Consider the following 12,087-nt stretch of genomic DNA (forward strand, 5'->3'; position numbering starts at 1 on the left):
CAGAAAGAGTGAGCTGATCGTGCTATAAAAATCCCTGCTCGTGAAGGCGCCTCGTCGCGCCTTTCTGTTAATATCGGCGGCACCATGCCCCTCCGCCTCACCGACCTGCGCACCGAACATCTCGTCAACCCGCTCGGCCTCGACGAATCCATCCCGCGTTTCTCTTGGAAAATCGCCGACTCGCGCAACGGCGCCTCGCAACTCGCCTACCAGCTCGAAGTCTCCGCCCACAACGTCGTCGTCTGGGACTCCCGCCGCATCGACGCCGACACGTCCATTCTCGTTCCCTACGCCGGCCCCGCGCTCAAGCCCCACACGCGCTACGACTGGCGCATTCGCATCTGGGATCACACCGGCACCGCTTCCGCCTGGAGCACGCCCGCTTGGTTCGAAACCGGTTTCCTCAACGCCCTCGCTCCGTGGCCCGCCGCCGAATGGATTCATCGCCCCCTCGCCGCCGCGCCCGCCGACCGCCCCGCCGCCCACCTGCGCAAAACCTTCCGCCTCACCGCCGCCCCGCGCGAAGCCCGCCTCTACATCACCGCTCGCGGCATCTTTGAACCGCACGTCAACGGACAACGCATCGGCAACGACCACCTCACGCCCGGCTGGACCGACTACCGCCACCGCCTCGAATACCTGACCTACGACGTCACCGCGCAACTCACCGCCGGTGACAACACTCTAGAGGCCCTCCTCGCCGACGGTTGGTATTGCGGCTTCTTCGGATTCAAAACCCAACGCAATAACTACGGCGATAAACCTGCGCTTCTTGCCACCCTCCGTCTCGTCGAAGCCGACGGCTCAGTCCGCTGGATCGGCACCGACGCCTCTTGGAAAACGTCCCTCGGCCCCGTCGTCGCTGCCGACCTCTACAACGGAGAAGCCTTCGATGCCCGCCTTGCGCCCAAAACCTGGCAACCCGCCCGCGTTCTCGCTTTCCCCTCGCTTCCTCTCACCGCCAAAGCCTTCGGCCGGGTCCGCACCATCGAAGAACTCGCCACCGTCGCTCTCACCCAGCCGACGAAAGGCACCCACGTCTTCGATCTCGGCCAAAACATGGTCGGCAACATCCGCCTGCGTATCCGCGCTCCGCGAGGCACGAAGATCACGATCCGCTACGCCGAAATGCTCCAGGCCGACGGCACCGTTTATACCGCCAATCTCCGCGGTGCCCGCTGCACCGACACCTACATCTGCCGTGGCGGCGGCCTTGAGACCTACGAGCCGCGCTTCACCTTCCACGGCTTCCGCTACGTCGAACTCACCGGCCTGAAAACCAAGCCGCGTCCCGACGCCGTCACCGGCCTCGTCTGGCACACCGACATGGAGTCCACCGGCACCTTCACCTGCTCCGATCCGCTCGTGAACCAGCTCCAGTCCAACATCCGCTGGGGCCAGCGCGGCAACTTCCTCGAAGTCCCCACCGACTGTCCGCAACGCGACGAACGCCTCGGCTGGACCGGCGACGCGCAAGTGTTCATCCCCACCGCCGCCTTCAACTACGACGTCGCCTCCTTCTTCCGCAAATGGACGCGCGACCTCGCCGACGGCCAGCATCCGAGCGGCGCCTTCCCCGACACCGCGCCCGACATCTTCTTCAACATCTGGCCCGACAACACCGGCGGCACCGCCGCCTGGGGCGACGCCGGCGTCATCTGCCCGTGGACTGTGTATCAGAAATACGGAGACACCCGCATCCTCTCCGAAAACTACTCCGCGATGGCCCGCTCGGTCGCCTTCCAGGAAAAAACCTCCGCCGCTCTCATCCGCCCCGACACCCACTACGGCGACTGGCTCGCCCCCGACGCCTCCGAAGCCGGCTGGGGCGCCACGCCCAGCGATCTCATCGGCACCGCCTATTTTGCCCGCATCACCGCCATCATGGCCGACGTCGCGCGCATCCTTGGCCACACCGCCGACGCCAAACGCTTCAACGCGCTCCACGCCAAAATCCTCGCCGCCTTCAACCGCCGCTTCGTCACCCCCGACGGACGCCTCGCCGGTGACACCCAGACTGCCTACCTGCTCGCGCTCGGCTTCGACCTCCTGCCCGAAAAGCTCCGCCCCGCTGCGCTCGCCAACCTCGAACGCGCCCTCAAACGCCGTAACGACCACCTCGCCACCGGCTTCGTGGGCACCCCGCTGCTCTGCCCCGTGCTCAGTCGCTTTGGACGCACCGACCTCGCCTACAAACTCCTCTTCAACGACGACTATCCTGGATGGCTTTTCCCAGTCAAAAACGGAGCCACGACCATGTGGGAACGTTGGAACAGCTGGACGCCCAACAAAGGCTTCGGCGAAGTCGGCATGAACTCCTTCAACCACTACGCCTACGGTGCGATCGGCGAGTGGCTCTACAACACCACCGCCGGCATCAGCGAACTCGCCCCCGCCTTCAAAAAAATCCTCCTGCGCCCCCAACCGCACGACAAGCTCACCCACGCCACTGCAACACTCGACACGCCCTACGGTATCGTCAGCAGCGCCTGGAAACGCACCGCCAAAACGATCACTTGGACCGTCGTTGTCCCGCCCAACACCACCGCCCTCGCCGTCCCACCCGCCGCATCACTCGACGAAGTGCGCATCGCCAAAAAACCGTGGCGAGATACCGTCGGCATCTCCACCGCGACGCACGACAACCTCCCCGCCCTCGTCCTCCCTCCGGGGCGCTACGTCTTCACGCTCCCGGCCAAATAACGCCAAGGCGTCCGCCGGCCCGGTGAGCGGTCCCGCCGCGCCGTCCTAGTCTTACGTGGTGGAGTCCGAGCGTATTGCCAGCCGGAGTCCGCCTGTTCGATTCACGGTAGAATCCGCGCGTCACCCCTATCCCGACCTTCCGGTCGTGATGGCGCGCGGTCTTGGTTAAATTGGACCTACCCATGAGAATCACCGCTCCCCTCCGCGGCGTGCTGGCTGGCTTCACGCCGTTGGCTGTTCTGTCCTCCCTCCTGTTCATCACGCCGGCGCTCAACGCCGCGCCCGTCGCCATGGAAAAATTCGGGCTTTGTGTGAGACCACAAAGCGTTTCGGATCCCGCTGCTTACTGTGATCAACTGATCGCCTCCGGAGTAAAATGGGTTCGCATCTCCCCTGAATGGGGCTCGATCGAAACATCGAAAAACACCTATGACTCCGCCTATCTGACCAAGCTGGACGGAATTGTGGATCGCCTGCACGACGGCGGCGTAAACGTCCTTTGGATACTATGCTACACGGCACCGTGGGCATCCTCCCAGCCCACCTTGGCGTGGCCCCATATTACTCGGCGAAAACCCGCCAACTGGGCTGACTGGGAGAGCTACGTCTCGTTCATCACCGCCCGCTACAACGGCAAGATTTCACACTGGGAAGTCTGGAACGAGCCCGACTTGATCGGCTTCTGGGAGGACAGTGTGGCCGACTACTACACCCTGCTCCAAAAAGCCCATGCCAAGGTAAAGCTGACCAACCCGTCCAACACCGTTCTCTTGGGCGGCCTCGCCTTGTATGACGGCACCGCCGACTCCTACGGCCTCGGAACCTTCTTCGATAGCCTCATGGCGCTCGGCGCGATCAACTATTTCGATGTCACCAATTACCACGCCTACGGTGACTACGCGCGTCACGTCAAACTGCACCAAGGCATGCTCGATGTGATCAACAAATACGGCATCCAGAACAAACCGATCTGGATCACCGAGACTGGCTACACCACCTACGGCAACACCTCCTTGGAATCCGCCAAAGCCGACCGGGTCGATCAGATCCACACGGGCAACCTCGGCTGGAGCGATGTCTCCCGCTACTTCTGGTATTGTCATAGCAACCCCGTCATCACGCCGCCCAATCCTCAGGAGGAAAACTTCGGACTGACCTCCAACGACCTCACGCCGTTCAAGGCATTCCGGCACTATCAAGCGCTCGACGGAGCCCAAACCGATTTCGCCAAGCAGGCCGCATACCCGTCGCAGGCCGGAACGTTGCACACGCTCCTCTACGTTCCCACCACCAGCGGTGACGGCAGCTATGTCACGCCATCAGGCGACGACCGGGTCATTGCCGCCACCCGCTACATGTATTACCGCGTCAACGACGGCTGGCTCTATGACGGCAACAGCGGCTTGGACCGCACCGCTTACGTTGACGTCACCTTCCTCGATACAGGTTCGGGCAACTTCACCCTGCAATACGACGGCACCGCCAACGCCTACCAGAGCGTCTCCACTGTGCGCACCAACACCGGACTGTGGAAAACCGTCACGTTCACTCTCAACGACGTGAAGTTCGCAAACCGGCAAAACAACAGCGCCGACTTTCGTTTCTCCGCCGGCAGCACCGGTCTCACCGTTCGCAACGTCACCGTGCATAAATCCTTCAACCCGGGTTCGGTCATTCTTCAAACCACGCCGGCCTACAAACTGATCGACTACGTCATCGATCCCAACTCCGCCAACGAAGCCTACAATCCGGTCGCCATCCAAGGTGGGGTCGAATGCCGGTCCATCACGGGAAACAACAAATACTTTTACTTCAGAGTCAGTGACGCCCTCGCCCGGACCGGCGACACCGCCATCAACGTCTCCATCCGTTTTTGGGATGCCGGCACCGACAACCTCGCGCTCCAATACAACGCGATCAGCAGCACCCATAAGACCATCTCGATCACCAAAACCAATACCAACGCCTGGCGCACCGTCACCCTCTCGATCACCGACGCTCAGTTCGCCAACGCGCAAAGTTACTTCAGCGACTTTCGCATCACCAATGGCTTGGATGGCACCGCCGAATACGTGAGCCGCATTGACGTTACCGTCCTCAACCAAGCTTGGGCCGTCCTCGGGACCACGCCTGATTACAAGCGGCTCCACTATGTCATGACCGCCTCTGGTGAAGCCGCCAACGTCGTCGCCACCATCGGAGGCCTGGAATGCCGCTCCATCACCGCCAGCAATAAATACCTCTACTTCCGAGCCGACGACGATCTCGCCGGTTCGGGGAATACCGACGTCAGCATCGCCATCACTTTTTGGGATGCCGGCACCGACAAACTTACCCTGCATTACAATGCCGTCGGCAATGCCTACAAAGGCGTGAATATCACGAAGACCAACACCAACGCCTGGCGCACGGTCACGGTTAACGTCACCGACGCCAGCTTTACCAACGCTCAAAACTACTCCGCCGATTTCCGCATCGGCAACGGCTACGACACCGGCCCGACTGAATACGTGCGCCGCGTCGAACTGACCGTGAATAACTAAAACGCCCGACCGCACCGCGCTCTGCCGGTGACCTGAGACAGCGAAGGAACAGGCTCCTTCGCTGCTTCAGGTCGCGTCGGCTATCACGCGCTCTTTTCCGATCATCAACGCGCTGCCGGCTCCACCAAGAACAGCGGGAACCGTTCCGGCGCCTTGCCGTCACCCATGCCAGGCGCAAGGCGCAGCCATTGTTTGCGTCCGTCGCCGTCGTCATCGTTCACGATAAAGTTCACGCGGAACGGCTCAGCCGGCACCTGCTTCAGCCCGAGCGCCACCCAAGGCAGACGCACCTGATAGCGGGTCGTCGTGCCTTCACGCGTAATCGCCAGCGCAGTCTGCCGCGTCACCCGGCTGGTTCGCAACGTGGTGCGCGGTGCCATCTGATAAACCGCGCCGTTCAACTCGCCCTTTTCAGTCAGCGCAAAACCGACCTCGCTGTAATCAGTCGGCAGCCCCGAAAGCGCGATTCCGACCTGCAAAGAATCCTGCTCCCACAGATCGGTGTCCGTGTGGCTTTGCACATGGCGGTCATCCGTCACGCGAATATCCAACACGAGCGCTTCATCGGAAGCACTGAGCCGCGCGCTTCCCGAGAGATCGCTTGTGCCGCGCCAGTTCATCTCGGGACGGATGAGCGCCTCAAAGAGATTCACCACATCGTCCCGCTTGTTCAGCTCCAGCACCAGCGGAGCAGACTCGCTGCGCGGCACCACCCGCACGCCTTCATAGGGCAGCCGGAAAACGAACGGTTGCGCCGCGTCACCCAGAGTAATCCGGCCAACCAACGCCCCGCTCGTATCAGCCTTATCGATACTGAAAACCGTCGTTAACGCAGCCTCCGCGCCCGGGCCAACTGCACCCGATTTGTCGCGGCGGGTGATTTTCAAACCCGCACGATCCGACTCCCACTCAATCGACGGAGTCAGGTTTCGTTTCAGCGGATTGCGCACTTTAACCGCCGCTTCAACATCCCGACCCGCCACCAGCGCGAGCGTCTTGGGCAGCTCAAGAATCGGCTGCACCACCGGCAACATCGCCGGGCCGCTTAACCGCAGGTAAACCGGGCGGTCCGTCACTTCGATCAACACCCCGTCGTCCAATCCGGTGATTGCCAGCGGCTCACCCATCAGATCGGTCGCGGACACTACGCTCACGCCCGCCGGACACTCGATCCACATCGGCTGGCTAAACCCGCGGGATTCATTCCACAAGACGAGCACGTTGCCCTCGCCTGCAGCGGAGCCAGCATACAGGTGCATCTGCATCGCCCCGTCGATAGGCTGGGCGCTCGTAAGATATTTCCGGCCAGAAAGCTCACGAATGACCTGACGGTAAGCCGCATAGGCGGGCTTGAGCTGAAAGTCGCGACCAGTGAGCCCGAAGTGATGCTCTTTGTCGGTGGGATCCACGCCCTTGTCGCGCAAGTTATACCAAAGATATCCCGTGAATCCAAAGGCCGGCGAGGCAGCCATTTTTTTGGCCAACGTGATCGCCTGCTCAGGCTCCCCGCCGGGCATCAACGTGTGGAAGCCGCCCTCATTCACAAAGACCGGAGCCTTGGCCAAGGCATGGCCTTGGTAAGCCGCTTCGTGTTCGCGATGGCGCACGATCATATCCGGAAACGACATGTAGTCGTGATACGCGCGGATGTCCCAGTTGCGCGTTTCCGCCGCGGCGAGGAAGTCGCGAATGAACTCCGGGTTCGGCTTGCGCTTCACCATGGCAAAACCGCCGTTCATCACTTGCAGCGTGGGATCGACTGCCTTGATCGCGGCGGCCGTGCGGTCGAACAGCGTGACGTAATCCGCAACCGGCGCATTCCAGAAACCGATGTCGGGCTCGTTCCAGATTTCCCACCAACGAATGCGCTTCTGATAACGCTTCACCGTCGTCGTGACGAACTCGAGCCACGGCTCCATCTTCGGCGCGGCCTTGTTCCAGTCGGCATGGCTGCCTTGCGGATTTCCCAGGGTGGCCCAGCGCGCAGTGAAGCCCAGCAGCCACTGCTGTTCGATTTTACGCGCATCGAGTTCATCCAGGAGCGCATCGCTCGCTTCAAAGCGCCACTGCCCGGCCGCGGGCTGAATGCCGTTCCAGTCCAGAGAATCGCGGACCATGTCGATGCCGAGCCCCGAGGCGGCGTCCAGTTCACGACGAAGGTCTTCCGGCGTGTTTCGAAACAAATGGGTGCACACTCCGTAGCGGAAAAAACGGCCGTCGCTCTTCACCGGCTCGCCAATCGTCAGCGCAAATTCATCCGCACCCAGCAAGACGCCGGCCCCATCGCGCGCTTCGAGCCGCACGCGGAACCAACCCGTCCCGGGCGAAGGCACCGCGACTACGTTTCGACCGGACGTTTTTTCCGGACGCAGTTCACCGCCGCCGCGTTTTTTCTTGAGCCAATCGTCCATCGACCAACGCACGCTCGCCACGGCTGCACCTTGCGCGCCCAGATCGAAACGGATTTTTTCCTGCCCCCCATAAACCAGGATTACGCGGTCCGCCGGTTTGATTCCGGCCGAGGGAACCGCAGGCAACGCGGCCGTGGCGACCACAGAACCGAGGCACGCGGCCAGCATCACAAAACGACAAACAAGAAGTCGGAGGCTCATAAGCAATAGACGGGGTGAGGGTAGTTAAACGAAGCGGCCGAACAATAACAGGACATCCGCAGGTAACGACCGAGCCGCGAATTCAAAACCGGCACAATCACCCAAATATCTTCCATGTAAGACGCGCGCGCGAGCTGCACGCCCGACACCTGCACACCGCGCAATCCTTACGTGTAAGATTCCAAGCGCATTGTGGGGACACCGCCCCTGCGGTCAAAAGCAGGCAGCCCCCTTACCCACCATGAAATTATTTCGCCCCCTCGTCTGCCTCGCCGCCGGCCTCGGCCTCAGCCAATTCGTCTCGGCCCAGACCACCCTCTTCTCCCAAAACTTCGACACACTCGGAGCCACGTCGCCCATCACCAATAGCACCGGCACCCTCGGCAGCGGCACAGGACAGTTCAACTACAACCTCGGCTCTCAGCAGACTCTTTCCATCGCCGACAAAGGTAGCGGCAATTACGCCGTTCGCCTCAGCGACAACAACACCGCGGCCAGCAATTCGATTATCCAAGCCAATTTCACCGGAGTCAGCACCACCGGCACGGGTAACAACATCCTCAGTGGTTCGTTCGACTTCACTCCGCTGGCTCTGGGCAACGGCTCCCGCGGAAATTTGGTCTTCGGCATTGCCACGACAAACGCGACCTCCACCGGTGCCAACAACGCCGTCCAGTTTTTCATCAATGCTGATCTGACCGTCGGCTACACCAACGGAACCACGACAACGAACGTGCCGAGTCTCACGCTGGTGGCCGGAACCAGCTACCGCATCGGCATCACCGCCGATTTCGGAAGCGCCATCCAAGACACATGGGGCTTCAGCATCACCAACACGTCCACCAGCACCCAACTTACCTCCCTTTCCGGCCTCTCGACCCGGGGAGCCAACATCACCCCAGGCTCCCTCTACTTCTCAGCCGGGACCTTCGACGCCCGCAGCTCCTCGGATCCCCACGTCGAACTCGACAACATCAACTTCACCTCCACATCCGCGATTCCCGAGCCCGGCACTTACGCACTCCTCGTCGGTGCCGGCACGCTGTTGATGGTCGGCATGCGCCGCCGTCGTTGACCGCAGGAGAATTCTACGGATTCTAAGGGCTAACGTGGGCGAACTCCGCCCTGTTTGCTCGCCTCGTTCCTACCCCTCATGGACGCCATTCCCGTCACTCAGTTCTCAGACTTCGAATACCTCACCTACCCGCATTCCAACGGCTGGGTGGACAACGGTGCCGGTCTGATCCTCGCCCGTCGCGGGCCCACGATGACCGCCTTTGTGCGTCACGACGTCGCGTCCGGCCAAGCCACCGTCCTCGCTGAAGTTTCCCACGCGAAGAATGACGCGCGCTGCGTTTACTTCGATGTCGCTGAAAACGTGCTGGCCTGCCTGAGCGAGCTCACGCTCTTCACGCTCGATCTAGGCAACGCGTCCGCGAAACCGCACGCCGTGTTTACCTTCCCCGCCGATACGAAATACTGCGAGTTGTGCAGCCTGCATCCAGAGGGGACTCATGTCCTCGTGCATGCCCATTTTGAAGGCCGGCATCGCTGCTGGGAATTTTCACTTAGCGACGACACGCATAAAGAGCTCTGGAGTTCCGAGTGGTATGCCAACCACTTCCACTACGTCCCGCACAACCCTTCGTTGATCGGCTTCAGTCACGAGGGCCCCGCTCACGAAATCGCGGACCGCGCCTGGGTCTTCACCGCCGGCTCGCCCGAGACCGCCCGCTGCGTCTTTGACCTCAGTCACCTGCCCGTCGAAAAACGCCTCAACATCGGCCACGAGTTATGGGCGCACCACGCCGATACCGGTCTCGCGGTCGCGTATGTCGGCAGCAAAGGTCGCCCGCGCGGACTCTACGAAATCTACGCCGACGGACGCCCCGCACGCCTCGTCAGCGAAGGCGACCGCGACTGGCACTCCAATATTTCCCGCGACGGCACCATGGCCGTCACCGACACGAGCGCCCCGCTAGACCGCCCGGAAATCGAATTCAGTCCTGCCGACGCCGGCAGCGACATCGTGCTCATCGACATGGCCACCGGTGCCCGTCGCGTCATCGCCCACACGCTTTCCACGCCGCATCACCCGGCGCATCCGCATCCCACGTTTTCGCCCGACGGCCAGTGGGTGTATTTCAACCAAAGCGAACCCGGCAACCAACGCTATCGCGTGTGCCGTGTGAAGATCGCTTGAGGTAATCAGGACTCCGCCCGCCGGTTCGCCGTCGGACCGTCCATCCAGGTGCCCTCGACCAACGTGACCTTGGGCGACACCGGCATGCCGATCTCACTGCGGAAAAGCTGTCCTGCGAGCATGTCCATCGCCGCCATGCCGATGCTCGTGTTGTCTTGTTGCATACCGGCGATTTTCCCGACGCGGTCGCCGAGATCGAGCGTGGCGTAGCCCACCTGCGCGGGCACACTGATCTTATTATTTCGCAGCCAGTCGAGCGGCTGATCGCGCCACACGCCGATGACCGCGTCCGGACGCGTTTTCTTCACCCATTTCAAAAACGGGCCGTCGTCGTCAAAATCCTTGAACATCATCGGGGCAATCCGAGCGCCGCCAAAACGCCACTGTGCTCCCAGAAATCCAGTGACCCAAAGATGGCGCACCCGCGCACTGTCGGTCTCGTGCATCACCAGTCCGATGCGTTTGTGCCCGAGCTTTTTCAATTGCTGGTAACACGCCTCCATCAGGCTCACGTTGTCGTGCACCGTGCGGTGCAACGGAACCTGCCGGAACGAATAACCAATCGTCACCACCGCACGATGCGCCCAGTCCAGCTCCAGTGTGTGATGATCAACCGCCAGGGGCGCGAGGATCGCCCCGCGCACTCCGCGCGCGCCGAGGATTCGATCCAGCTGACGCGAGCGAAGCCCACGATCTCCGAGCCACATCGGCTGGAGCATAAAGCCCAACTCTTCCGCCCGCTGCCGCGCCCCTTCGAATTGTTGCCGATGCGACGGATGCTGCCGCCAGTCATCCTCACCGGAATGTGAAGTCAGATACGCGACCACTTCGCCCGAGGGCGCGATGCGGCGTCCGCGACGCACTTGCACCATGAGTGCGTTCACCAGTGCATTGGAATGATAGCCTGTTTTCTGCGCGAGGTCCTGCACCCGGCGGCGCGTCGCTTCCGCCACCGACGGATGATTGCGCAATGCCAGCGATACCGTCGTGTGGCTGATACCTAGACGCGCCGCGAGATCTCGAATATTGGGGGGAGGAGACGAGGACATCTTACGTGTCAGACTGAGCAGGGGTTGAGATCAATCAGGGAAGAACGAAACTGGTCTTATCTACCCAACCCCAGTCCGGATTTCGGAAAGCCAACCGATCAGATTGCACCGCCCACTGTAAGACAAAAAAAGAAAAATCCGTTGCGATCCCTTTCGGCAACCATTCGCGATAACCCGTTTTTTTATTTACCGCAGATCCGGAATAGTCCGGCACAATCAACTACCCCGCCCGCCATGCCCCGCCCCGTCCACATCTCCTTTTCGCTGCCCCCGAAAGGCCACACCAGCACACATAAATCCGGCCGCGGTTTCACGCTGGTCGAGCTGCTGGCGGTCATCGCCATCATCGGTATTCTCGCGGCGATTATCATCCCCGTAACCGGCAGTGTGCGCGAAAGCGCGCGCTCATCCCAATGCATGAGCAACCTCCGCCAAATCGGCGTCGGGATGAATCTCTACGCGCAATCCAACAAGGGTAAGTTTGCCGCTCCCCTCGCCACTCCCGTCAACGGTCCCTCCGACTGGTATAACGATTCTTGGATGACCGCGGTCCAGCCATACTTGGAGAATCGCAAGCCCGGCATCTCCGACAACGTCGGTAAACGTGCCGCGATTTGGGACAGTGTTTTCCGCTGCCCGAGCAAACCCGACTGGGCTCTTGAAGGCGCGGGCGTCACCGACATCCAGCGCATCTCTTACAGCATGGCCACTTACAACGAGGATCGCGCCATCGCCCGCCGCATAAACGAATTCGCCAAGCCCGCCGCCACCGCGCTGATCGTCGATTCCAACACGGGCACCGTTTTCATGCCGAACACCTCCTACATGTATCGCGACTTCACCGCCCTCTGGCACAAGCAGCGCGATCAGGTGCTCTTTGTGGACGGCCACGTCGAGGCCGTGGCCAAAAACGGACTCAGCTACTATCTGGTCAAATCGACCAACATCGAAGCACGTCCGTGGTAAGCACGGCCCGC

7 protein-coding genes are annotated in these 12,087 nt (G+C 61.4%); 5 read left to right on the forward strand and 2 right to left on the reverse strand.

Annotated elements, in window-relative coordinates; translation table 11 throughout:
* Positions 1-84 precede the first annotated feature (84 nt).
* Both FPL22_RS09955 and FPL22_RS09960 read left to right on the forward strand, forming a co-directional pair.
* Positions 85-2,703 carry an alpha-L-rhamnosidase gene (locus tag FPL22_RS09955; RefSeq protein ID WP_144230126.1) on the forward strand — a complete coding sequence of 873 codons (2,619 nt, stop codon included), beginning with the start codon at positions 85-87 and terminating at the stop codon, positions 2,701-2,703.
* A 182-nt stretch (positions 2,704-2,885) separates the two neighbouring features.
* Entirely contained in the window at positions 2,886-5,246 is a 2,361-nt protein-coding gene (locus tag FPL22_RS09960) for a glycosyl hydrolase (RefSeq protein ID WP_144230127.1), read from the forward strand.
* Positions 5,247-5,350: 104 nt separating this feature from the next.
* Here the strand turns inward: FPL22_RS09960 and FPL22_RS09965 are convergent, their stop codons facing one another.
* Positions 5,351-7,858 carry a GH39 family glycosyl hydrolase gene (locus FPL22_RS09965; protein ID WP_144230128.1) on the reverse strand — a complete coding sequence of 836 codons (2,508 nt, stop codon included), beginning with the start codon at positions 7,856-7,858 and terminating at the stop codon, positions 5,351-5,353.
* Positions 7,859-8,099: 241 nt separating this feature from the next.
* Between FPL22_RS09965 and FPL22_RS09970 the strand changes: the two genes are divergently transcribed.
* Both FPL22_RS09970 and FPL22_RS09975 read left to right on the forward strand, forming a co-directional pair.
* On the forward strand, positions 8,100-8,933 hold the full coding sequence (locus tag FPL22_RS09970) for a PEP-CTERM sorting domain-containing protein (RefSeq protein WP_144230129.1): 834 nt from the start codon (positions 8,100-8,102) through the stop codon (positions 8,931-8,933).
* A gap of 78 nt (positions 8,934-9,011) precedes the next feature.
* A complete protein-coding gene (locus FPL22_RS09975) occupies positions 9,012-10,061 on the forward strand; it encodes a TolB family protein (protein ID WP_144230130.1) in 1,050 nt (349 codons plus the stop codon).
* A gap of 5 nt (positions 10,062-10,066) precedes the next feature.
* On the opposite strand, the gene FPL22_RS09980 is transcribed toward FPL22_RS09975, so the two are convergent.
* Positions 10,067-11,110, reverse strand: a complete 1,044-nt coding sequence (locus FPL22_RS09980) for a LacI family DNA-binding transcriptional regulator (protein WP_144230131.1) — start codon at positions 11,108-11,110, stop codon at positions 10,067-10,069.
* Positions 11,111-11,344: 234 nt separating this feature from the next.
* Between FPL22_RS09980 and FPL22_RS09985 the strand changes: the two genes are divergently transcribed.
* Positions 11,345-12,076, forward strand: coding sequence for a DUF1559 family PulG-like putative transporter (locus tag FPL22_RS09985; protein WP_144230132.1), 732 nt, complete (start codon positions 11,345-11,347; stop codon positions 12,074-12,076).
* Positions 12,077-12,087: the final 11 nt, after the last annotated feature.

Source organism: Rariglobus hedericola, assembly GCF_007559335.1.
GTDB classification, from domain to species: domain Bacteria; phylum Verrucomicrobiota; class Verrucomicrobiia; order Opitutales; family Opitutaceae; genus Rariglobus; species Rariglobus hedericola.

Coding starts and splice junctions, on each gene's coding strand:
- FPL22_RS09985 (WP_144230132.1), top strand. CDS start 11,345: ATGCCCCGCCCCGTCCACATCTCCTTTTCGCTGCCCCCGAAAGGCCAC.
- FPL22_RS09975 (WP_144230130.1), top strand. CDS start 9,012: ATGGACGCCATTCCCGTCACTCAGTTCTCAGACTTCGAATACCTCACC.
- FPL22_RS09960 (WP_144230127.1), top strand. CDS start 2,886: ATGAGAATCACCGCTCCCCTCCGCGGCGTGCTGGCTGGCTTCACGCCG.
- FPL22_RS09955 (WP_144230126.1), top strand. CDS start 85: ATGCCCCTCCGCCTCACCGACCTGCGCACCGAACATCTCGTCAACCCG.
- FPL22_RS09970 (WP_144230129.1), top strand. CDS start 8,100: ATGAAATTATTTCGCCCCCTCGTCTGCCTCGCCGCCGGCCTCGGCCTC.
- FPL22_RS09980 (WP_144230131.1), bottom strand. CDS start 11,110: ATGTCCTCGTCTCCTCCCCCCAATATTCGAGATCTCGCGGCGCGTCTA.
- FPL22_RS09965 (WP_144230128.1), bottom strand. CDS start 7,858: ATGAGCCTCCGACTTCTTGTTTGTCGTTTTGTGATGCTGGCCGCGTGC.